The organism is Streptomyces parvus, from assembly GCF_032121415.1.
Taxonomy (GTDB): Bacteria; Actinomycetota; Actinomycetes; order Streptomycetales; family Streptomycetaceae; genus Streptomyces; species Streptomyces globisporus_A.
Genome location: NZ_CP135079.1, coordinates 7,091,848 through 7,112,642, shown reverse-complemented (window position 1 = coordinate 7,112,642; position 20,795 = coordinate 7,091,848). Strand labels below are relative to the sequence as shown.

General features: G+C 71.7%; 22 protein-coding genes. 12 read left to right on the top strand and 10 right to left on the bottom strand.

Annotated features, from left to right (window positions below; translation table 11 throughout):
- Positions 1–56: 56 nt before the first annotated feature.
- The gene (locus RNL97_RS32900; protein ID WP_234313489.1) at positions 57–446 is read right to left on the bottom strand and encodes an STAS domain-containing protein; all 390 of its coding nucleotides are present in this window, start codon (positions 444–446) and stop codon (positions 57–59) included.
- 113 nt (positions 447–559) lie between these two features.
- Here RNL97_RS32900 and RNL97_RS32895 point away from each other — a divergent pair, with 113 nt between their 5' ends.
- Positions 560–922: a helix-turn-helix transcriptional regulator gene (locus RNL97_RS32895; protein WP_243316254.1), complete on the top strand. Its 363-nt coding sequence runs from the start codon at positions 560–562 to the stop codon at positions 920–922.
- Between the two features lie 155 nt (positions 923–1,077).
- On the opposite strand, the gene RNL97_RS32890 is transcribed toward RNL97_RS32895, so the two are convergent.
- Positions 1,078–2,349 (bottom strand): glutaminase, encoded by a 1,272-nt coding sequence (locus tag RNL97_RS32890; protein ID WP_313751593.1) that lies wholly within the window; start codon positions 2,347–2,349, stop codon positions 1,078–1,080.
- Positions 2,350–2,505: 156 nt separating this feature from the next.
- On the bottom strand, positions 2,506–3,492 hold the full coding sequence (locus tag RNL97_RS32885; protein ID WP_313751592.1) for a pirin family protein: 987 nt from the start codon (positions 3,490–3,492) through the stop codon (positions 2,506–2,508).
- A 60-nt stretch (positions 3,493–3,552) separates the two neighbouring features.
- On the opposite strand from RNL97_RS32885, the gene RNL97_RS32880 reads away from it, so the two are divergent.
- A complete protein-coding gene (locus tag RNL97_RS32880) occupies positions 3,553–4,029 on the top strand; it encodes a carboxymuconolactone decarboxylase family protein (RefSeq protein WP_106978459.1) in 477 nt (158 codons plus the stop codon).
- A gap of 232 nt (positions 4,030–4,261) precedes the next feature.
- Here RNL97_RS32880 and RNL97_RS32875 read toward each other — a convergent pair whose 3' ends face one another.
- From RNL97_RS32875 to RNL97_RS32855, 5 genes are all read right to left on the bottom strand, one after another.
- Positions 4,262–4,567, bottom strand: a complete 306-nt coding sequence (locus RNL97_RS32875) for a GNAT family N-acetyltransferase (protein ID WP_030590553.1) — start codon at positions 4,565–4,567, stop codon at positions 4,262–4,264.
- A gap of 150 nt (positions 4,568–4,717) precedes the next feature.
- Positions 4,718–5,026 (bottom strand): GNAT family N-acetyltransferase, encoded by a 309-nt coding sequence (locus RNL97_RS32870; RefSeq protein ID WP_030590556.1) that lies wholly within the window; start codon positions 5,024–5,026, stop codon positions 4,718–4,720.
- 146 nt (positions 5,027–5,172) lie between these two features.
- A complete protein-coding gene (locus RNL97_RS32865) occupies positions 5,173–6,645 on the bottom strand; it encodes an FGGY-family carbohydrate kinase (protein WP_313751591.1) in 1,473 nt (490 codons plus the stop codon).
- A 128-nt stretch (positions 6,646–6,773) separates the two neighbouring features.
- On the bottom strand, positions 6,774–7,550 hold the full coding sequence (locus RNL97_RS32860; protein ID WP_030590562.1) for a DeoR/GlpR family DNA-binding transcription regulator: 777 nt from the start codon (positions 7,548–7,550) through the stop codon (positions 6,774–6,776).
- A 5-nt stretch (positions 7,551–7,555) separates the two neighbouring features.
- Positions 7,556–8,206 carry a histidine phosphatase family protein gene (locus tag RNL97_RS32855; protein ID WP_030590565.1) on the bottom strand — a complete coding sequence of 217 codons (651 nt, stop codon included), beginning with the start codon at positions 8,204–8,206 and terminating at the stop codon, positions 7,556–7,558.
- Between the two features lie 219 nt (positions 8,207–8,425).
- Between RNL97_RS32855 and RNL97_RS32850 the strand changes: the two genes are divergently transcribed.
- The 10 genes from RNL97_RS32850 (at position 8,426) to RNL97_RS32805 (ending at position 19,133) form a co-directional block, all read left to right on the top strand.
- Positions 8,426–9,481 carry a 2-hydroxyacid dehydrogenase gene (locus RNL97_RS32850; RefSeq protein WP_030590568.1) on the top strand — a complete coding sequence of 352 codons (1,056 nt, stop codon included), beginning with the start codon at positions 8,426–8,428 and terminating at the stop codon, positions 9,479–9,481.
- Between the two features lie 58 nt (positions 9,482–9,539).
- Positions 9,540–11,021, top strand: a complete 1,482-nt coding sequence (locus RNL97_RS32845) for an FGGY-family carbohydrate kinase (protein ID WP_030590571.1) — start codon at positions 9,540–9,542, stop codon at positions 11,019–11,021.
- 105 nt (positions 11,022–11,126) lie between these two features.
- A complete protein-coding gene (locus RNL97_RS32840) occupies positions 11,127–12,206 on the top strand; it encodes a substrate-binding domain-containing protein (protein ID WP_243316246.1) in 1,080 nt (359 codons plus the stop codon).
- Positions 12,207–12,268: 62 nt separating this feature from the next.
- Positions 12,269–13,216: an ATP-binding cassette domain-containing protein gene (locus RNL97_RS32835; protein ID WP_030590576.1), complete on the top strand. Its 948-nt coding sequence runs from the start codon at positions 12,269–12,271 to the stop codon at positions 13,214–13,216.
- The gene (locus RNL97_RS32830) at positions 13,213–14,469 is read left to right on the top strand and encodes a sugar ABC transporter permease (RefSeq protein WP_030590579.1); all 1,257 of its coding nucleotides are present in this window, start codon (positions 13,213–13,215) and stop codon (positions 14,467–14,469) included. Before RNL97_RS32835 ends, RNL97_RS32830 begins: the two co-directional genes overlap by 4 nt.
- 59 nt (positions 14,470–14,528) lie before the next feature.
- Positions 14,529–15,716 carry a hypothetical protein gene (locus RNL97_RS32825; protein WP_313751589.1) on the top strand — a complete coding sequence of 396 codons (1,188 nt, stop codon included), beginning with the start codon at positions 14,529–14,531 and terminating at the stop codon, positions 15,714–15,716.
- 153 nt (positions 15,717–15,869) lie between these two features.
- Entirely contained in the window at positions 15,870–17,060 is a 1,191-nt protein-coding gene (locus tag RNL97_RS32820) for an NAD(P)/FAD-dependent oxidoreductase (RefSeq protein ID WP_313751689.1), read from the top strand.
- A 10-nt stretch (positions 17,061–17,070) separates the two neighbouring features.
- Positions 17,071–18,012 (top strand): sigma-70 family RNA polymerase sigma factor, encoded by a 942-nt coding sequence (locus RNL97_RS32815; protein WP_313751588.1) that lies wholly within the window; start codon positions 17,071–17,073, stop codon positions 18,010–18,012.
- 115 nt (positions 18,013–18,127) lie between these two features.
- The gene (locus RNL97_RS32810; RefSeq protein ID WP_313751587.1) at positions 18,128–18,400 is read left to right on the top strand and encodes a DUF3253 domain-containing protein; all 273 of its coding nucleotides are present in this window, start codon (positions 18,128–18,130) and stop codon (positions 18,398–18,400) included.
- Positions 18,401–18,581: 181 nt separating this feature from the next.
- Positions 18,582–19,133, top strand: coding sequence for a GNAT family N-acetyltransferase (locus RNL97_RS32805; RefSeq protein ID WP_243316241.1), 552 nt, complete (start codon positions 18,582–18,584; stop codon positions 19,131–19,133).
- Positions 19,134–19,136: 3 nt separating this feature from the next.
- Here the strand turns inward: RNL97_RS32805 and RNL97_RS32800 are convergent, their stop codons facing one another.
- Positions 19,137–19,763, bottom strand: coding sequence for a class I SAM-dependent methyltransferase (locus RNL97_RS32800; RefSeq protein ID WP_030590594.1), 627 nt, complete (start codon positions 19,761–19,763; stop codon positions 19,137–19,139).
- Positions 19,764–19,880: 117 nt separating this feature from the next.
- Positions 19,881–20,708, bottom strand: a complete 828-nt coding sequence (locus RNL97_RS32795) for a class I SAM-dependent methyltransferase (protein ID WP_030590596.1) — start codon at positions 20,706–20,708, stop codon at positions 19,881–19,883.
- Between the last annotated feature and the right edge of the window lie 87 nt (positions 20,709–20,795).

Below are 20,795 nucleotides of genomic sequence, written 5' to 3'. Positions count from 1 at the left end.
CACCCGGCCCGCCCCGGCGCGCGGTCAGCCCTAGTTGTCGCTGCCGGGGCGCCGGCTTACGAAGCGGTCGCTTCCTCGATCGTCCGTCGGATCTCCAGGACGGTGTCGGCGCCGGTGATCTCGCAGAGGCGTCGCACCTGTGCTGAGGGTGCGACGACGCGCAGCGTCCCCGTCTGGTGGGTGAAAATCAGCAGGTTGAGGAACGTCGAGTCGGCGAAAGTGACGGCCGAGGCTTCGAGGAGGACCTTCGGGTAATGCCTGACGGCGCTACTCAGCGCATCGTGGAGCGGAGGGAGCGAGCCCAGGTCGAACTCACCGGACGCGACGATCACGCAGGCCCCGCGGTACTCGTAACGCCGCACCTCAGAGCCGTACGAAGGGGTTCGTTCCGGGGCCGGCGTCCCGCCGGCGCTGCTCGTGCGCGTCGACAAGGCGGCCTCGTTCAAGAACACCTCGGGCTCCTTCTGTGCTTCTCCCCCGCGGGGGCACGTCATCGGTTACCGGAAAAATATGTCATGCAACATGCTTCCGGCAACCTGGGTCCCCTAAAATGGTGGACATGGCCGCTGTACCTGAATCCCACACCGGATGGACGTTCATCACCAGCCACGCGCGTGTGCTGGCAGCCATCGCCGACAACCCGAACGTCCGCATCCGTGAGATAGCCGCCCACTGTCGGCTCACCGAGCGTGCCGTGTCGAGGATCATTTCCGACCTGGAGCAGGACGGATACCTCTCGCACACCCGCGAAGGACGCACGAACACCTACCGCATCGGCCCGGACAAAGCGCTGCGCCATCCCGCCGAAGCCGGCCTGCCCGTAGCCTCACTGCTCTCCCTCCTCGTGCGGGACGAAACTGAGCGCAGGGGCGCACCGACCGCCCGGCAGCAGCCTCAGGGCCAGGTCCCCGCCGCAACGTAAGCGCAGGACCGTCCCCGCTGATACCTCACCGACGCCGCGGGGGAGAAACCGACCGGGCAAGTCCCGGGCCCGGCCCGGAGCTTCAGTCGGGCCGTGCCTCCGGGTGAGGGGCCGAGCCGGTGCTTCGCACCACACGCTGGGCCGCCCGTATCGCTTCAGCCCGCCTCGTCCACGCCGTGAACTACGGTCACGCGTCCGCCATCGCCTGGATCGGGGTCGGGCATGATCGATTCCGGATCGACCAAGTAGACCTCGTGACCGTCGAGCGTCAGCCGGCGCGTGACTTCCAGAAGCATGCGCCGGGCCACGTCATCGAGCGAATGGACCCGTGTGAGGTCCAGAGCCACCCTGGTTTCCGGGTAGGAGGTGCCCACGGTCTCCCGGATGATCCTCTCGGCTCCGGCGAAGCCGATGCCGCCCTGGAGCTCAAGAACGCGGAGGGCGTCCGGTCCGCTGCCGACGACATGGTTGGTTCGCAGAGCCGCACGCGCGGCGGCGGGGACCTCCATCACATGCAGACCCATGTCCGAAGAGAATCGTTCGAACAGTGACACCCCGCGAACGCTGTTTCCGTGGTTGTCCAGGCGCGGTGAGAAGGTGGCGATGCCGAGGTGGCCGGGGAGCGCACCGATCAGGCCTCCAGCGACACCGCTCTTCGCGGGGATACCGACCTGGGTGCCCCAGTCGCCGGCCGCGTCGTACATCCCGCAGCTGAACATGACGCTCAGCACCTGGCGCACCACCGATTCCGGCACCACCTGCTCGCCAGAGAGAGGGTTCATCCCGCGGTTCGCCAAGGTCGCGGCCATCATGGCCAGATCGCGTGTGCTGACGAGCACGGAACACTGGCGGGTGTAGCCGTCGACGACGGCCCGCGCGTCCTCGACGAGAATGTCGTGGCTGCGGAGCATGTGCGCGATGGCAAGGTTCCGGTGGGCGTGCTTCATCTCCGACGCGTATACGGCATCGTCCGTCCTCAATCGGCGTCCCGCGAAGGCCGAAAGACCGTCGACCACCCGTTCCACCCGCTCGGCCGCGTTCAGGCCCTCCGCACCGGCCAGGGAATGAACGGTGATCGCGCCGGCGTTGATCATCGGATTGCGGGGCCGACCGGTGCCGCTTTCGAGGGAGATCTCGTTGAACGCCTCTCCGGACGGCTCGACACCGACCTTGTCCATCACAGGGTCGAACCCGCGATCCGCCAACGCCAGCGCATACGCGAACGGTTTGGAGATCGACTGAATCGTGAACTCCGTGTCGATGTCACCGGAGCCGTATACCTCTCCGTCCACCATGGCAAAGGCTGCGCTGAGGCGCTCGGGGTCCGCTGCGGCGAGCTCGGGGATGTATCCCGCCAGCTCGCCGGACTCGTCCGGCCGCACAGCATCCAAAACCTCGGTCAGATAGTCGGGAATGATCGACCGCATTCATCCTCCTCCATGAGAAAGGGCAACCTCAGAGCGTCGCGGAAAAAACTTGTCGGCGCATCACCGGACGTATGGAATATGCAGTCCCGCTCGCCATTTCGCTCGGCACGCGGACCGTACCGAATGTTCTGGCTCGGCTCCTGCGCGGACCGTGGTTCAGGAGCTGGGCGGATTGCGGCGGGGCGCGAGCGTCGCGTTGGGCAGTTCCGGGGCGGGCAGCCGGTCTCCGGCGTACCCCTCCACCGCGCCGAAGCGTGTCGACTGCTCCTCCCAGTCCTTTCGGGCCCGCTGGATGTCGTCGTGGTTGCGGCCGATGAAGTTCCACCACATGACGATCTCCTCCTGGAACGGCGGTCCGCCCAGCAGAATGACTCGGGCCCGGGCGGGAGATGTGTTGCGGAGACTCAACGAGTCGATACCCGGACGGAGGAATCCGAGTTGGGCGGGGCTCAACGCCGTCCCGTTCAGCTCGATGTCCCCCTCGTCCACGAGGAGGCCGTGCTCGAACTCGGTGTCGACGCCCAGGGTGAGGGACGCGCCGGCCTCGAGAATCAGCTCCGCGCCGAGCAGCGGCGTAAAGGTGCGCACCGGTGAGACCGCTTCCAGCAGCGAGCCGAGGAACACCCTGATCTCGGTGCCGTCCCTCCGGATGGGCGAGGGCACGTAGCGCTGGAAGTCCCTTTCCGCTTCGCGGTGTTCGTCCGGCAGCGCCACCCACAGCTGTACGCCGTGCAGAACGGTGGTGCGATCCGTGGAGACCTCGGAATGGCAGATGCCGCGGCCCCCCGTCATCAGATTGAGCTCGCCGGGGCGCACGTAGGCGTGGCTGCCGAGACTGTCCCGATGCTCCACCTCGCCGTCGAACAGCCAGGTGACCGTCTGCAGGCCGGTATGGGGATGCGGCGGGAGATCCATGCCGCCGCGCAGGGCGACGTCGTCGGGTCCGTAGTGGTCGACGAAGCACCAGGCGCCCACGAAACTGCGGGCCCGCTGAGGAAGGGTGCGGCGCACGCTCATGGATCGCGGGCCGCCCAGGGGGACATCACGCGGCGTCAGGATCTCGACGCGGTGGAGGGCGGGTTCAGCCTCCTCCGGTCCCCGCGCGCAGCGCATGCCGACGGGATCACGTTCGACGTTGCTCATGCTCGACTCTCCGGATATATAGTTCACCATTCAACATTATATCGATTGCAGGGAGTTCCCGTGGCCATCACCTCGGCATCGAGCCGTGACGACAAGGTGTTCATCGACAAGTTCGATCCCGAAGCGTTCCGTGCTCTCGCACGCACCGCCCAGGCCGCCGGGGCGGCGGCCGCCCGTGCCGGCCTGCCGGTCACACTGGTGGAACTGGTCAATCTCCGCGTCTCCCAGATCAACGGGTGCGCCTACTGCCTGCGCGCCCACACGCGCGCGGCGCTCGAAGCCGGGGAGAGCCCGCAGCGCCTCGGACTTCTGGCGGCCTGGAGTGAGGCGGACGTCTTCACCTCCGCGGAACGCGCCGCATTGGCTCTGGCGGAGGCGACGACCAGCCTGAACGGATCCGCGCGGGGCGGCGCGGCCGCCGCGGCACGCGACGATCTCACCGACGAGCAGATCTCGGCCGTGCTCTGGGTCGCCATCAGCATCAACGCGTTCAACCGTGTGTCGATCATGAGCGGGCACCCGGTGAAGGAGGTCTGACACCGGCGCGGTCGACGGAACCGCCCCCCTCCCCTGCCACACGACCCTCGACGGCAACGGCCCCGGGGAGGGGGTGGGCCAGACCGGAACGACTTGCCGTTCTCGGCGCAGCGGGTTCCCCGATACCGCAAGGACGTGGAGACGAGCCGCGTTCATCCGCCGTCCGCGCCGGTGGCGAGCGCCGGAGTGCCGGCGGGCGGCCCGGACCGCCCGTCGGCGGCGGCCTCAGGCGTCACAGCCCGAATCGCGCGTGCTGCGCCTCCGGCACCAGGTCGGTGTACTCGGGGTGGCGGCCGAGCCAGCCACGGATGAAGGGGCAGAAGGGAAGCACCGTGAGCTCCTGCTTCCTGGCCTCGTCGAGAACCGAGCGGGCCAGCGCACCACCGAGGCCTCGCCCCCCGAACCGCGGGTCGATCTCCGTATGAAGGAAGGCGATCTCGTCCCGGAAGCGGTGATATTCGACGAATCCGGCCCGCTCACCGCCGTCGAAGATCTCGAAACGCGATTCATCGGGGTTGTCCGCCACGTGAGTTGCCATGGTTCCCTCCTCGGGATGACTGCCGCACCGCCGTCCCTTCCTGGGAGGCGGAGGCGTACCGGAAAGCCAATCACCCAGTTAGTTGAAACGTCAACCTAGCTTGTCGGCGGGCGGATACGCCGCAGCCGGCCCCCCGCCGCGCCCGACCCCTCAGTCACTGACCTTGCTGCGGGACTGGTACAGCAGGTCCTGGTAGTCGGGGTGCCGGGCGATCCAGCCCGCGAAGAAGGGGCAGGTGGCCAGCACCCGCAGGTTGGCCGCGCGCGCGTCGTCGAGAGCGGCCCGGACCAGCGCGGACCCGACTCCCCTGCCCTCGTAGGCCGGTTCGACCTCGGTGTGCACGAATGCGACGAGCTCCGCAGTACGGATGTACTGCGCGATGCCCGCCGGCTCGGACTCTCCGTCGACGCGGGCCTCATACCGGCTCGCCCCGGGCACGTCGCTCACTTCGACCGCCATGTTTCCTCCTCGAATGCCTGCTCACGACCGGCCCGACGGAGATCCGTCGACCGCGGCCCCACCTTACCCCAGGTGGTTGATGCATCAACTTACGAGGCCGTAGACAGCACACGCGGCCGTGCTCGCACCGTCGGCGCGCAGTCGCGTCAGTCGTCGGGGATCCAGCCGCGCTCGCGCAGCGCCTCGACGAAGCGGCCGTAATTCTCCTCCAGAGCGGGACGCTCCGCCGGCACCGGCTCCACGAGAGCGCCCCTGTGCACCATGGCGGCGGCGCTCGCCGCGAGGTCCTCGTGGAGTGTGCCGGTCGCGGCGAGCAGTGCGGCGCCGAACGCCGTCTCCGCGCGCTCGACGGCCCGGACCGGGCGGTCCAGGACAGTGGCCCGGATCGCCGTCCACACGGTGCTGCGGCTTCCCCCGCCGGCCGCGTGCAGCGGGCCGAGCACCGGGACGCCCAGACGCACGACCCGGTCCAGGGCCAGGCGTTCGAGGAAGGCGACTCCTTCCAGTGCGGCGCGGTGGGCGTCCGCCTCGTCGCGGGGGCCGCCCAGCTCGAAGCCGCGCGCCGCGCCGGAGACGAAGGGGAAGCGTTCACCGTCGCGGCACAGCGGATAGCGCACGTACGACGCCGGGCCCCGGGCCGCCGCGGCTGCGTCCAGCGTGGCCAGGCGGGCCGGGGCTACGTCGGCCAGGCACTCCCCTCCCGTGTTGGACGCGCCGCCGGGGAGCCACCAGCCCTCGGGGTGGCGATGGCTGTAGAACGCGCCGGTCGCATCGCGCACCAGGTGCTCGGACACCCCCTTGAGGACGTACGTCGTGCCGATGACGCCCACGAACCGGCCCGGTTCGACCGCGCCGGTGGCGATCTGGCCCGCGCAGCCGTCCGTCATCCCGAGGCGTACGGAGCACCCTTCGGGCAGACCCGTGGCCTCGGCCGCCTCCGGGCCGACGACCCCGGCCCCGGTACCGGGGGCTCCCACGGACGGGAGCAGCCCGAGCGGGAAGTCGAGGGCGTCGAAGACCTCGTGCGCCCACTCCCCGGCACGGGCGTCGTAGCCGGATTTGAGGGCGTGGCTCCAGTCCGTGGACACGGGGTGGCCCGTCAGTTCGCGGCCGATCAGCTCGGGGGTGTGCAGGACGTGGCGCAGAGCGGAGCCGTACGTTCGCAGGCACCACACGGCGCGGCCGAGCGCGGCGGTGGGGCCCACCGACAGGCCGAGCGCGTCCCACCGGGCACTCCCCGCCCGCTGGGCCTCGGCGTTGAGGTCGGCGGCACGCCGGTCGTCGTACATCAGGGCCGGGCCGAGCGGTTCGCCGTCCGTCCCGGTGGGCACGACGGTGCCGGATGTGGCGGACACGGCCACCGCGATCACCTCCCGTCCGCCCCGGGGCAGCGCGCCCGTGGTGCGGCGCAGGGCCGACCGTACGGCGGGCCACCACGACCGGGCGTCCTGCTCGCTCGTTCCCGTGGCGGTCCGTACGGGGGGCGGAAGGTCGGCCCGCGCCTCGGCGAGTACGCGTCCCTGGCCGTCCACGCACAGCGCACGGACGGAGGCGGTCGCCACGTCGATGCCGATCACGGCCGGAGAGGGCGGAGCGGGGCGACGGGATGCACTGCTCATGCGGAAAGCGTCCTTCCCCAAAGGGCCTCACGTGTCCACGTCGGTCCACCGGGGCGGGTGGCCGTCCATCGCCGTGGTGGCCCGTCTGTGAAGTTGACATCTGTTCTATCGCGGTGGGAGGGGCGTGGTCATGAACCGACGGCCGCCACCGTGACCTGGGTCCGTTCGCGGAGTTTGCCCAGCAGGTCGGCGTCGGCTCCGTCGTCCACGACGAGATGGTCCAGGTCGCCGACAGGGCCCACCCGGTGCAACGCGGTGCGGGCGAGTTTGGTGTGGTCCATGAGCATCACCTTCGTCGCCGCCGACGTGAGCATCGCCCGCTTGACCAGCACCACGTCCTGCTCCTGGTGGTAGGCCGTCCTGGCGTCGAGAGCCGACGTGGAGACCGCGACGAGGTCCACGGAGAGCGCCTCCACCGCCTCGACGCAGGGCATGCCGAGAAAGGAGTCATGGGTGCGCGAGTACTCGCCGCCCAGGGCGATCAGGCGGATGCCCTCGCATCCGGCGAAGACGTCCAGCACCCGGCGGGCGTTGGTGACGACGGTGAGCGGGGCGAGGTCGACCAGCAGGCCCGCCATGACCAGCACCGTGGTGGAGTCGTCGAGCATCACCGACATGCCGGGTTCCACCAGTGCGGCGGCGGCGCGCGCGACGGCCTTCTTCTCCGCCGTGTTGACGCCGAGCCGGTAGTCGAGGCTCGACTCGAACACCGTGGAGGGCAGGGCGGACGCGCCACCGCGGAAGCGTCGCAGCACCCCTTGTCGCGCCAGGTCGTCGAGGTCCCGGTGGACGGTCATCAGGCTCACGCCCGTGAGCTGGGCGAGGGCGGCGCCCGTGGCCGTGCCCTGCTCCACCACGTGGTCGGCGATGAGCCGTCGGCGCTCTTCGGCGGATCTCTTGGTCATGGGGATCAGTCTCCCGCAGGGCTCGGACCGTGCGCGGTGGCGGGGGGCGGCGCCGCGGGTACGTTGAGCGAGCGCAGCGCCGTCTCCGTGCCGCGGAGCTCGATCTCCGTGACGGCCCCGTTGTCCAGCCGGGGGAAGATGCGCCGGTAGCGGCCGAGGGGCAGTCCGAGGAGTTCGCACAGGGCGATGCGCAGCAGGGTGTTGTGGGCGACGACGAGCACCCTGTCCCCCTGGTGGCGGTCTGCGAGGTCGCGCAGGGCCGCGGTCGCCCGTGCCGCCGCCCGGGCGACGGGTTCGGCGCCGGGAAAGGCGCCGGAGTCGGCGTCCTCGCTGAACCGCCTTACGGCTTCGGGGTCCTCATCGGCCATCTCCTGGATCGTCCGGCCCTCGCCCCATCCGAAGTCCACCTCCCGCAGCCCTTCCTGGACCTCCACCGCCAGGCCCAGCGCCTCCGCCGCGGGGCTCGCCGTCAGGCGGGCGCGGCTGAGCGGGGAGCAGGCGACCGCGTCCACGCCGCTGCGCACGGCCCAGGCTCCGAGGTCGGTTGCCTGGGCCACCCCTCGGGGTGTCAGGGCGACGTCGGTGACGCCGGCGTACCGGTTCTCCGCGTGCCACTCGGTCTCGCCGTGCCGTGCGAGCAGGAGACGCGTGGTCATGGAGACCGCCCTTTCCGGGTCGGGGGCCGGGTCGAGTGCCGGAGTTGCCGTTGCCCGTGTCGGCCGGGCGCATTGCCGGTTCACGTGGGCGCTGTTAAATTTAACAGAAATTCCACAGCCCGGGACCGGGCCCTCATGGCTCGGATCAGGCTCGGATCACGGCTCCGACCTGCTCGGCACCGACCCCAGCGGCTCTCCTCGCAGAAGGAATCCGACGTCATGCGCATCCTCGCCGCAGGCGACCATTTCGTCCGTCCCGCGCTGATTCGCGAGGCGGTGGCTCAGGAGCTGTCCCACGGGGGCGGGGAGCTTCCGGAGTTCACGGAGCTGACTCTCCCCTGGCCCCATGAGCCCTTCGGCCCGGTCGCGGAGGTCCGTGAGGCCAGCGGTACGGAGGAGGAGCTGGTGGAGGCGCTGGACGGCGCGGCCGTCTGTGTGACGCAGATGGCCCCGTTCACCGAGCGGGTGTTCGCCGCGTCGCCCGGGCTGCGGCTCGTCGCCGTCTCGCGGGGCGGGCCGGTCAATGTGGACCTGGCCGCCGCCACCCGGCACGGGGTCAGGGTCAGTTTCGCCCCCGGCCGCAACGCCCCCGCTGCCGCGGAGTTCGCGGTGGGGTTGATGCTCGCCGCGATGCGGCGCATCGCGGCCGCCGACGCGGAGCTGAAGCGGGGCGTCTGGCGGGGCGACCTCTACGCGTACGAGGAGGTCGGCGGCGAGCTGGGCGGGGCCACGGTCGGGCTCGTGGGCTACGGGGCCATCGGACGCATCGTGGCGCGGGTGATGCGCGCCTTCGGGGCGCATGTGCTCGCGGCCGACCCGTACGCCGACCCGGAGGCGGTCGCGGCGGAGGGTGTCGAACCCGTCGAGCTGGACGACCTTCTGATCCGGAGTTCGGTGGTGAGCCTGCATGCCCGCCTGACCGAGGAGACCCGCCACCTGCTCGACGCCCGGCGCCTCGGGCTGCTGCCGCGCGGTGCGGTCCTGGTCAACTCCGCCCGCGGCGGACTGCTCGACCACGCGGCCCTGCCAGAGCTGCTGCGCAGCGGTGCTCTCGGGGCACTCGCCCTCGATGTGTACGACATCGAGCCGATCCCCGCCGACTGGGCCCTGCGTGACGTACCGAATGTGATCACCACGCCTCATCTCGCGGGCGCGACGCGGCAGACGGCGCACCGTGCGGCGGCCGTCACCGCCGCCGAGGTCGGCCGCTTCGTGCGGGGGGAGAAGTTGCGGCATCTCGCGAACGGGGACGCCCCTGCGGACGGCGGGGCCTGACGGCCGTCCTCGCCGCCGGCGCCCCGGAATCCATCGGCTCGCACAGGAGGTGGCAGGGTTGAGGACCATCATCGGCGTGGACATCGGAACGTCGGTCACCAAGGCGGTGGCGTTCGACGAGGGCGGCGCTGCCCTGGCCTGCGCGAGTCGGCGCTCGCATCTGGAGATGCTGCCGGGCGGTCGCGTCGAGCAGGATCTCGACGATGTCGTGTCCGGTGTCGGCGCTGTCGTACGGGAGGTCGCCGCGCAGCTCGGCCGGCTGCCGGACGCGGTGGCGCTCACCGGGCAGGGGGACGGGTTGTGGCTGCGGGACTCCGCCGGACGCCCGGTGCGGCCCGCCATCTCCTGGATGGACGCGCGGGCATCGGATCTGGTGACCCGCTGGCTGGCGGACGGCACGATCAGCACGGCTTACGGGCACACCGGCTCGGGGATGTTCCCGGGGTGCCACGGCCCGCTGCTGCACTGGCTCCAGGAACACGAGCCCCACTCTGTGGAGGGGGCCGCCGTCGCCGGTTACTGCGTCGACGCGGTCGCCCAGCGCCTCACCGGCCGGGTGTGCCTCGACGCCTCCGACGCGACGCTGCCGTTCCTCGATCCCCGTACCCGGCGTTACGCGCCCGAGGCGCTGGCGGCGTGCGGCGTCGCGGAGCTTGCGGGGCTGCTGCCCACTCCCGCCGCCCCGGGCGCGGTGCTCGCACTCCACGGTCACGGCGCCGGGCTCCTGGGGCTGCCCGAGGGGCTGCCGGTCGTGGCGGGGCCCTACGACCTGCCGGCCTGTGCGATCGGCAGCGGGGTGCGCGAGGTGGGGGACGGGGTCCTCATCCTCGGCACGACCCTGGCGAGCCAGGTGCTGACCGACCGGGTCGAGATCGATCCGCTCGCCGAGCCCGCCGGCATGTGGCTGTGCACACCGGCTCCCGACCGGTGGCTGCGTGCCATGCCCGCGATGGTGGGGACGGCGGCGCTGGAGTGGGTGCTCGCCCTCGTCGGCGCGACCACGGCCGATGTGGACGCCCTGCTCGCCGACAGCCCGCCCGGCGCCCGGGGTGTCCGGGCCTTCCCCTTCCTGTCCGAAGCGGGCGAACGGGCCCCCTTCGTCGAGCCGTCGGCGCAGGGCAGACTCGACGGGCTCAGCCTGGCGACCGGCCGGGCGGACGCCGTCCGGGCCGTCTGCGAGGCCATCGGTTACGCGGCCCGGCACTGCCTGGACACGGCGGGGCTGAGCGGCACACTCGCCCTGTGCGGGGGCGGCACGCGGTCGCTGACGTGGGCCCGGCTGATCGCCGACGTCCTCGGCCGGCCCGTCCGCATCCCGCTGGAGGAGCAGGTCGGCGCGCTCGGTGTGGTGTCCGTCGCCAGGGCCTCGCTGTCCCCCGGGTACGCGGCGCCGCCGGGACGCCATCAGGTGGTCGATCCGCGCGAGGACGTACGGGCGCTGTACGAGGACGGATACGGGCGCTATCGGGCGGAGTTGGCGACCGCCCGAACCGTGTGGGGAGCTCACACGCGGCCGGTCGGACGCCCCGGGCCCCGCTGATTCCCCGCCCGCCTGTTAATTATGACATGACCATTGACACTCATAACACACACGATGTTCATTTGACGCGAAGGAGGCTCTCCGCCTGAAGACCGGGAGATTCCAGTGAAGCAACGCTCTGTCAGATCGTTTGCCGCGGCTCTGTCGGTGGTGACGGTGATCGTCTCCGCCGCCGCCTGTTCGACGAAAGCGCCCAACAGCTCGCAGGGCAAGCCGTCGAAGGACGCGAAGATCGCGTTCCTGATGCCCGATATCGCCTCCACCCGTTACGAGTTGTACGACGCGCCGCTCTTCAAGGCCAAGGTGAAGGATCTGTGCGGCGGTTGCGAGGTGCTCTACCAGAACGCGGGCGGCGACGCCGCGAAGCAACAGCAGCAGGCCGACTCCGCTCTCGCGCAGGGCGCCGACGTCATCGTGATCGACCCGGTGGACTCCGCCGCTGCGGCCAGCACCGTCCGCACGGCACAGGGGCGAGGGGTCCCCGTCATCGCGTACGACCGGCCGATCCCGGCGGTCAGGGCGGACTACTACGTCTCGTTCGACAACGAGAAGATCGGCGCCATGATCGGCACGTCGCTGGTGGACCACCTCAAGTCCGCCTCGGCCGAGGGCGGCCTCCTCCAGGTCAACGGGTCGCCGACCGACGCGGCGGCGGGCCTGATCAAGAAGGGCGTCCACAGCGCGGTCGACTCCAGCGGGTTCAAGCTCCTCGCCGAGTACGACACCCCGGCCTGGGAGCCGGGGAAGGCGCAGAGCTGGGTCAGCGGCCAGATAGCCAAGTTCCCGGGAAAGATCGCCGGAGTGGTGGCCGCCAACGACGGCACGGGCGGCGGTTCCATCGCCGCGTTCAAGGCGGCCGGAGCGCCCGTGCCACCGGTGACCGGCAACGACGCCGAACTCGCCGCCGCCCAGCGGATCATCAAGGGCGACCAGTACAACACCATCTCCAAGCCCATCAAGACCGTCGCGGAAGCGGCGGCCGTCGCCGCGTTCTCCTTCGTCCAGGGGAAGAAGCCCAAGGGCGAGACCACGCTCTTCGACACCCCCTCGGAACTCTTCACCCCCACCGTGGTCACCCGCGAGAACATCGCGGAGGTTCTGGTGGGCGACGGGAAGCCGCTGGAGACCGCCGAGGTGTGCACGGCGACGTACGCGGCCGCCTGCGCCGAGGTGGGCATCACGTAGTCGGCCGGCCCTGCTCCCCCTCTCCGCCTGCCCTTCTGCCCTTCTGCCTCGGAAGGCCGGTCATGACCGCTGAGTCCTTGCCCTCCCCTCACGTGCCGTCAGAAGGCCCGCTGCTCTCGCTCCGTGGGGTCAGCAAGTCCTTCGGCGCCGTCGCCGCCCTCACCGATGTCGACCTCGACGTCTCAGCGGGGCAGGTCGTCGCCCTGGTGGGCGACAACGGCGCGGGGAAGTCCACCCTGGTGAAAGTTCTTTCCGGGGTGCACCAGCCGGACGCCGGAACCGTCGGTTTCGACCACGGGACCGTTTCCATCCCCTCCCCCGCCGCGGCGCAGCGGCTCGGCATCGCGACCGTCTTCCAGGATCTCGCCCTGTGCGAAAACCTGAACGTGGTCGAAAACCTCTTCCTCGGACGGGAGTTGCGCGGCCTCCGCCTGGACGAGGTGGCCATGGAGGTCCGCTCCCGCGCTCTTCTCGGGGAGCTGTCGGCGAAGATCCCCTCGGTACGTGCCCCGGTCGCGGCCCTGTCCGGCGGGCAGCGGCAGACGGTGGCCATCGCGCGGACCCTCCTGGGCGACCCCAAGGTGATCATCCTCGACGAGCCGACCGCCGCGCTGGGGGTGGCGCAGACGGCGGAGGTGCTCAACCTGATCGAGCGGCTGAGGGAGCGTGGCCTGGGCGTCATCATGGTCAGCCACAACATGGCCGATGTGCGGGCCGTCGCCGACATCGTGGCCGTCCTGCGGCTCGGCCGCAACAACGGCGTCTTCGACACTGCCGGGGCGACGGCGGCGGACCTGGTGGCCGCCATCACCGGAGCCACGGACAACGTGGTCAGCCGCCGCGCCGGACGGGAGCGGGCCGGGGACGACCTGGCCGTCCGGGGTACGGACGCGGGCAGCCGAGACGCGGGCAGCCGGGCCAGGGACGATCGGGACGTGGGCGGCCGAGCCGTGAGCGAGCGAGCAGCGGACAGCGGAACGGAAGCGGCGCACAAGGGGGACGCATCATGACGGAGCCGGCCGCTGTCACGAGCCCGGAACTCGCCCACGCCGAGCCCGGCAAGCCGACGACCTGGTCCGGCTGGGCCCGCGACCGGCGACGCGCGGTGGCGGATCGGCTGCGCGGCGGCGACCTCGGTCTCCTGCCCGTCCTCGCCGGGCTCGTCGTGATCTGGGTCGTCATGCAGATCCTCAACCCGATCTTCCTTTCGAGCGCGAACCTCACGAACCTCGCCCTCGAAAGCGTGCCGGTCGGCATCATCGCCCTGGGAGTCGTCTGCGTCCTCCTCGTAGGCCAGATCGATCTGTCGGTCGGCTCGATCAGCGGACTCGGCGCCGCTGTCCTGGCGGTCCTCTTCGTGGACCGGGGGCTGCCGGCCTGGCTCGCCGTCACCGCGTCGCTGGTCCTCGCGGCTCTGATCGGCTGGTTCTACGCCCAGGTCCACAACCGGATCGGGGTGCCGAGCTTCGTCATCACGCTCGGCGGCCTCCTCGGATTCCTCGGTGTCCAGCTGTGGATCCTCGGGCCCAAGGGCTCGATCAACCTGCCCTTCGACTCGGGTCTCGTGGCCTTCGCCCAACTCCAGTTCCTGCCGCCCTGGCTGGCGTACACGCTGGTCGTCGCGGGTGCGGCGGTCCTGTACGCGACCGGTGCCGCACGCGCCGCGGAACGCCGTCGGTCCGGTCTCGCCGCCGCGTCCCGGCGGCTGCTCGCCGGGCGGAGCCTGGCGCTGCTGGCCGGTCTCGGAGCGGCGGTCTGGTATCTCAACCGGGACCGGGGGGTGGGCTGGATGTTCGTGTTCTTCCTGGCTCTGGTGCTGGTGCTGCACTACGTCCTGTCCCGCACGTCGTTCGGCAAGTCGATGTACGCGGTCGGCGGCAGCATGGAGGCCGCCCGGCGTGCGGGCGTCGATGTCAGGGCCGTCCTCACCACCGCGTTCGTGCTGTGCACGACGCTCGCCTGCGTCGGCGGGATGCTCTCCGCCTCGCGCCTCGCGGCGGCCAACCAGAGCAGCGGCGGCGGAGACGTCAACCTCAACGCCATCGCCGCGGCCGTCATCGGCGGCACCAGCCTCTTCGGCGGCCGGGGCACCGCGTTCGCCGCTCTGCTCGGCGTCCTCGTGATCCAGTCGATCTCCAGCGGACTCACTCTGCTGAATCTCGACTCCGCCTACCGCTTCATGGTCACCGGCGGGGTACTGCTCCTGGCGGTGTCGCTGGACGCGGTCGCCCGGCGTTCGCGGGTCTCCCACGGCAGGGCCTGAGACCCCGTTCGTCTCCGGTAGGGCCCGCACACCCCAGGATCACGATCTCGGAGGGAACCATGCCAAGCCGATCACGCGCTCACGTCGCCACCCTGTTCCTGTCCACCGTCGTCGCGTCGGCCCTCCTGGCGACGGGCGGGGGCGCGGCCCATGCCCGTACGCCGTCCCCGCCCTCGTCACCGCCCCCCTCCTTCCGCCTGCCCGCTTCCGTGGACGGCGGGGCCTGGGCGTCCGGGCATCTCCAGGGCACGGCCATCGACCTCCGCCGGGGCCACATGTACTTCTCCTTCACCAATCTGCTGGTCAAGACCGACCTGGCGGGCAGACCGATCGGCTCGGTCACCGGCCTCACCGGGCATCTGGGCGATCTGGACGTCAACAGCGCGGACGGCCGGGTCTACGGCTCCTTGGAGTACAAGACGGCCCAGGCCTTCTACGTGGCGATCTTCGACGGGTCCCGGATCACCCGGATGAACATGGACGCCCGGACCACCGATGTGCTCTCCACCGTCCATCTCCGTGAGGTCGTGCGGGACTACACCGCCGACATGAACGGCGACGGCGTCTTCGACGGCGACACCGGCAACACCCCCGACCACCGCTACGGCTGCAGCGGGATCGACGGGCTCGCTTTCGGTCCCGACCTGAACGGCAGGGGCGGCGGGCGGCTCACGGTCGCGTACGGGGTGTACTCCAACACCGCCCGCACCGACAACGACCACCAGGTGCTGCTCCAGTACGACGTACGCGACTGGCGGACGTACGAGCGGCCGCTCAGCGAGGACGCGCTGCACACCAGCGGCCCCGCCTCCCCCGACGGCAAGTTCTTCGCCTACACCGGCAACACCACCTACGGGGTCCAGAATCTGGAGTACGACAGGGACAGCGGCAACTGGCTGATGGCGGTGTACAGGGGCAGGAAGACGGCCTTCCCCAACTACGCGCTCTACGTCCTGGACGGCTCGAAACCCGCCCGCCGGGGCGAGGTGAAGGGGCAGCCGCGCCCCGAGTCCGGCCCTCTCGTCCCCCTCCTCCCGCGCGGGCTGCACCACGGGCCCTCCGGCGTGCACGGCTACGAATCGGGCGGCCAGTACGGTCTGGTCTCGCTCGGCGACGGCCGCTACTACGTGGCCGAGGCCGGCACGGTCGACTCCGGGGGGACCACGCTGCGGACCGGCCGCTCGGTGCTGCGGCGCTGGACGGGGGCGGTGCCGAACCCGTTCGCGGCGCGGGGGCCCGCTCGCTGAGCATGTCCCCGGCCACGGGACGGCACGGGAGACATCGGCAGACCCGCGCCGCCGCTGCCTGGTGACGCGCGTCACATCCGTGTCCTGTCAGCAATCGCAGCGCTGTCCCGTTCAAGGGGTACGCGAACGAGACAGGAGCCCGTCATGACGCTCATGAAGCACCGCATCGTCGTACTCGGCGCCGGGTACGCCGGGGCCTTCGCCGCAGGGAATCTGGCGCGTCGGCTCTCCCCCGCCGACACCGAGATCACCGTCGTCAACGCCGCACCCGACTTCGTCGAGCGGATGCGGCTCCACCAGGTGGCGGCCGGGCAGGACATCGCGCGCCACAAGCTCGCCGACGTGTTCGCGGGCACCGGAGTACGGCTGCGCCTGGCCCGGGTGACCGGTCTCGACCCCGAGCGCAGGACGGTCGCCGTGACCGGCGAGGACGGGTCCGGGGAACTGTCCTACGACACCCTGCTCTACGCCCTCGGCAGCTCCGCCGCCCACCACGGTGTCCCCGGCGTGGCGGAGTACGCCTTCGACGTGGCCGGTCTGGGCTCGGCGCTGCGTCTGCGCGAACGCCTGGACGGCCTCGGCGAGGGCGGGTCCGTCCTGGTCGTCGGCGAGGGGCTGACCGGCATCGAGACCGCGACCGAGCTGGCCGAGTCGCGGCCCGGTCTCTCGGTCGCGCTCGCCGCCCGTGGTGAGCTGGGCGCCTGGCTCTCCCCCAAGGCCCGCCGTCATCTGCGGGAAGCATTCGACCGGCTCGGCGTCACCGTGCACGAGCACACCGCCGTCGCAGCCGTCGAACCGGCCGGAGCGATCACCGCCGACGGTACGGTCCTGCCGGCCGAGGTGACCGTGTGGTCGGCCGGCTTCACCGTGCACCCGATCGCGGCCGCCGCGGGCCTGGAGGCCGCCGCCACCGGGCAGATCGTCGTCGACCGGTCCATGCGCTCGGTCTCGCACCCGGACGTCTACGCCGCCGGCGACTGCGCCTACGCGCTCGGGGAGAACGGCCGGCCCCTGCCGATGTCCTGCGCGTCGGCCGGAATCACCAATATGCGGGCGACCGGAGCGATCATCGCGCGCCTGACGGGCGATGAGGTCCCGGCCTCCGGGCTGAAGTACGTCGGCAACCACATCAGCCTCGGCCGCCGGGACGCCATCTTCCAGATGGTGGACGGGGACGTCCGGTCGAAGCCCTGGTATCTGGGCGGCCGGACGGCCGCGCGGCTCAAGTCCGGGATACTCAAGGGGGCCGAGTGGGGTATCGCCCACCCGACCTTCGGTCTGCCGACGCGAAGGCGGCGGCTGGACCCGGCCTCCGACCGGGCCGGTGTGCGGGTCGCCGCCTAGGGTGTTTCGCATGGACAGCGCAACCCTCGCGACGTTCGAGGCCGGCCGGGACAGGCTGGCCTCGCTCGCGTACCGTCTGCTCGGGTCGGCGGCCGACGCGGAGGACGCCGTGCAGGACACCTTCCTGCGCTGGCAGGCGGCGGACCGCGAACGGATCGAGGTGCCGGAGGCGTGGCTGACGAAGGTCGCCACCAACATCTGCCTCGACCGGCTCCGCTCGGCGCAGGCACGTCACGAGCGGACGGCAGGCGCCTGGCTGCCCGAACCGCTCCTCGAGGGCGACCCGATGCTCGGCCCCGCCGACACCTTCGAGCAGCGGGAGTCGGTGTCCTTGGCCGTGCTGACCCTCGTCGAGCGCCTCTCGCCGAACGAGCGGGCCGTCTATGTCCTGCGGGAGGCCTTCGCGTACAGCCACGCCGAGATCGCCGCGATCCTCGACATCACGGAGGCGGCGAGCCAGCAGCACGCCCACCGGGCCCGGACCCGGCTCGCCGACGAACGCCGCCGCACCGGCGGCGCGGCCGACCCCGTGGCGGCGCGCCGGGTGGTCGAGGAGTTCCTCGCCGCCGCCACCTCAGGGCGCACCGACCGGCTGGTGGCGCTGCTCACCGACGACGTGACGGCGGTCTCGGACGGGGCGGGACTGGCCAGGCGGCTGCTGCGGTACCGGACGCCGGAGCGGGTCGCCTCCCTCGTGCGGGCCGGGTTCACGTCCACCCCGGCGAAGCGCCGGCTGGCCGGTGGCCCGGCGGCGATGTACGTCGCGCGGGTCAACGGCTCCCCGGCCGTCGTCGCCGTGGTCGGGGACCGGGTCGTGGGGGCCGTGGCGTTCGACGTCGGCGACGGCAAAGTCGCGGCCCTGTACGGCATCTCCGCCGCACACCGGCTCACGCGCCTCGACGAGGCCTGGCGGCGGCACGACCCGGGTGTTCCGCTTGTCGACGCCTGGTGATCGGGACCGTTGCCGGACGGCCGTCCGGCCGAGGGCCGGGCCATGGGGTCGGGGCGGGGCCGCCGCACGCCCCCGGGCCGGGGCGCCGTCGGCGTATCGGTGCCACCATGAAGAGGTGACCTCGCACGAACAGCGGACCCTCCGGCGTCTGGAGCAGGCGATCCTCGAGCTGCTGGAGCAGCGTGGCCCGGCCTCGACCATCTGCCCCTCCGATGCCGCGCGCTCGGTGTACGGGGGCGACGACGACGGCTGGCGGTCCCTGATGGAGCCCGCCCGCCGGGCGGCTCGGCGGCTGGTCGGGGCCGGTCGGGTCGAGATCACCCAGGGTGGGCGGCCCGTCGCGCCGGAGGACGCCCGGGGGCCGATCCGGATCCGCCGCGTCCGCTGACATCTGCGGAGGCGTACGGACCGGTCGGTCCGTGTGGACCTCGGCGCGGTCGATGCTGCCGCAGCGCCGATGCGTGGCGCGGGCGCGGGTGAAGACGCCTGGAGGGACGCCCGGCCCTGTCGGGCCACGCGACCATACGTCTGACCTTGCCAAGGAACACGCGTGCGATAGGTTCCCCGCTATGACGGGACGCGCATCGTTCACCTGGCCACCTGCCCCGATCGGCACGGCACGGCTCGTGCTCCGTGCATCCGAGGCCCGGGACCGTGCGGCGTTCGTCGAGTTGTTCGCATCGCCGGAGGTCCGCGCCCACCTCGGTGGCCCCGACCCGCGGGATGAGCTCGAACGCGCGGTTCCCGAGGTGCCGGGACGGCGGCCCGGGCTCTTCGTCGTGGAGCGCGACGGAGCGATGATCGGCACGGTCACCCTCGAACAGCGGGACCCCGAGCGTCCGGGCCGACTCCGTCCGGACGGCGGCTCGACCGAACTCGGCTACATGTTCCTGCCGGAGGCGTGGGGGGCGGGTTACGCCGCCGAGGCATGCTCCGCCGCGCTCGACTGGTTCGCTGCCGCGCTCCCCGGTGAGCCGGTGGTGCTCTGCACCCGGATCGCCAACGCCCCCTCGGTGCGCCTCGCGCTGAAGCTGGGGTTCACCGAGGTCACGCGGTTCGAGGAGTTCGGCGCCGAGCAGTGGTTCGGCGCGAGGAACCCGGTCGCACCGCATCAGCGGTGAGGTTCAGCCGGCCGGGCGGGTGTGCACGCTGACGGCGTAACCGCCGCCCTCGCTGTAGGGGTCGCCGCTCCAGGTCGCGTAACGCTGCCGCAAGGTCAGTCCGGCCCGGGCGCACCACTGGTCGAACTCGGCGAGGGTCATCGGTGCTTCCTCCAGCGGCAGGTGGGCCGCGTCCAGTCCCATGCCCGTGACCAGGAGACCGCCCGGGCGCAGTACGGCGGCGAGTTGGCCGACGACGGTCACTCCGGTGCCGGGGGCCAGGAGAGGGATGACGTTGCCGGCGGCGAGGACGAGGTCGAAGTCCGTATGCAGGCCGAGGGTGTCCAGCCGGGCCAGGTCACCGAGGAGCCAGTCCTGTGCGGGCGCCTCGCGGCGGGCGACGGCCAGCATCGAGGCGTCGACGTCCACGCCGGTGCAGTGGTGGCCCAGTTCGGCGAGCCGGATCGCGATGCGGCCGGTGCCACAGCCCGCGTCGAGCACACGGGTCCCGGGCTTCAGCAGCGCGGTGCAGAAGGTGGCTTCGCCGTGGACGTCATGGCCCGATGCGGCGAGCCGGGCGAATCGCCGCGCGTACTCCTCCCCCGCCTGCCCACCGGTCAGTTCCGCCCAACGGTCGCGTTGCCCTGTCATGTTCCAGCATGCCTTCCGGTTCGCCCTCCCCCACCGGGAGCATAGGGGAGCCGCTCACGCGGAGCCCCGTACGGGCCGCCGGTCCAGGGGAAGGGGGACAGGGGGCAGCCCGGGCGGTCAGCCCGTGGCACCTTGGGGTTTCTGCCCCCACGCCGTGAGCATCCCGGCCGACAACGCCGCGCACGCGTCGCTCTCCAGGTACCGGATCGCGGCGTCGACGCCCGCGTCGTCGAGCAGGCCGGTGGAGAGCATGGCCTCCCTGCTGCGCTGCCAGGTGTCGGCCCAGAAGCGGCTGATGGCGCTGCCCGGCACCAGCGGCGGAACGTGGAGCTCGGCTGCCACGTGGTCCAGCCCCGCCCCGCGCAGCAGGTGCGGGTACGACGGGACCGAGGAGACGTCGGTGCCGATGGTGGCCCGCAGCCCCTGCCACATCGCGCGCATCGCCGTGGTGTACGGGGTGGCCGGTGTCCGCTCGCTCGTCAGGTCGACCGCGTCGCTGAGCACCAGCAGGCCGCCGGGTGTGAGGAGATCGCCGAGCTCGCCGACCAGGCGGTCCCGCCCGGGCAGGTGCATCAGCACGAACCGGGCGTGTACGAGCTGAAAGGTGCCGGGGGCGAAGTCGGGGGCGGTGACGTCGGCCTGGAGCGTCCGGAGACCGGGGGCGGGGCGTGCGTCCAGGAACCGTACGTCGCGGTCCACGGCGAGCACGCTCGCCACCCCGGCCTCGCCCAGCAGCCGGCGGGAGACGGTGCCCGTTCCGGCTCCGATGTCGAGGCAGCGCCAACCCGGTCCGGCGCCGAGCGCCCGCAGCCGGGCCATCGTGATGTCGTCGTAGGCGAGCGCACCGAAGTCGATGCGCTCCGCCTCCCCCGCCCGCTCCGGGCGGAAGAACGCCTCGCCGTAGCGGCCCTCGCCCGGCGTGTCCCCGGGAGGGGAGGAGTTCACGCCGTCACCGTTGCGGCACCGGGCCGGGGGCCGCTGTTCCGTCGTGGCGCCGCGCCGCACGCGGCGGGGGTCGGCGGGTCGTCGAGC

Excerpts from the sequence above, each read along its gene's own strand:
- RNL97_RS32805 (WP_243316241.1), top strand. The coding sequence starts at position 18,582 with ATGACGGGACGCGCATCGTTCACCTGGCCACCTGCCCCGATCGGCACG.
- RNL97_RS32815 (WP_313751588.1), top strand. The coding sequence starts at position 17,071 with ATGGACAGCGCAACCCTCGCGACGTTCGAGGCCGGCCGGGACAGGCTG.
- RNL97_RS32835 (WP_030590576.1), top strand. The coding sequence starts at position 12,269 with ATGACCGCTGAGTCCTTGCCCTCCCCTCACGTGCCGTCAGAAGGCCCG.
- RNL97_RS32875 (WP_030590553.1), bottom strand. The coding sequence starts at position 4,567 with ATGGCAACTCACGTGGCGGACAACCCCGATGAATCGCGTTTCGAGATC.
- RNL97_RS32820 (WP_313751689.1), top strand. The coding sequence starts at position 15,870 with ATGAAGCACCGCATCGTCGTACTCGGCGCCGGGTACGCCGGGGCCTTC.
- RNL97_RS32800 (WP_030590594.1), bottom strand. The coding sequence starts at position 19,763 with ATGACAGGGCAACGCGACCGTTGGGCGGAACTGACCGGTGGGCAGGCG.
- RNL97_RS32885 (WP_313751592.1), bottom strand. The coding sequence starts at position 3,492 with ATGAGCAACGTCGAACGTGATCCCGTCGGCATGCGCTGCGCGCGGGGA.
- RNL97_RS32825 (WP_313751589.1), top strand. The coding sequence starts at position 14,529 with ATGCCAAGCCGATCACGCGCTCACGTCGCCACCCTGTTCCTGTCCACC.
- RNL97_RS32860 (WP_030590562.1), bottom strand. The coding sequence starts at position 7,550 with ATGACCAAGAGATCCGCCGAAGAGCGCCGACGGCTCATCGCCGACCAC.
- RNL97_RS32870 (WP_030590556.1), bottom strand. The coding sequence starts at position 5,026 with ATGGCGGTCGAAGTGAGCGACGTGCCCGGGGCGAGCCGGTATGAGGCC.
- RNL97_RS32855 (WP_030590565.1), bottom strand. The coding sequence starts at position 8,206 with ATGACCACGCGTCTCCTGCTCGCACGGCACGGCGAGACCGAGTGGCAC.
- RNL97_RS32830 (WP_030590579.1), top strand. The coding sequence starts at position 13,213 with ATGACGGAGCCGGCCGCTGTCACGAGCCCGGAACTCGCCCACGCCGAG.
- RNL97_RS32865 (WP_313751591.1), bottom strand. The coding sequence starts at position 6,645 with ATGAGCAGTGCATCCCGTCGCCCCGCTCCGCCCTCTCCGGCCGTGATC.
- RNL97_RS32895 (WP_243316254.1), top strand. The coding sequence starts at position 560 with ATGGCCGCTGTACCTGAATCCCACACCGGATGGACGTTCATCACCAGC.
- RNL97_RS32850 (WP_030590568.1), top strand. The coding sequence starts at position 8,426 with ATGCGCATCCTCGCCGCAGGCGACCATTTCGTCCGTCCCGCGCTGATT.
- RNL97_RS32890 (WP_313751593.1), bottom strand. The coding sequence starts at position 2,349 with ATGCGGTCGATCATTCCCGACTATCTGACCGAGGTTTTGGATGCTGTG.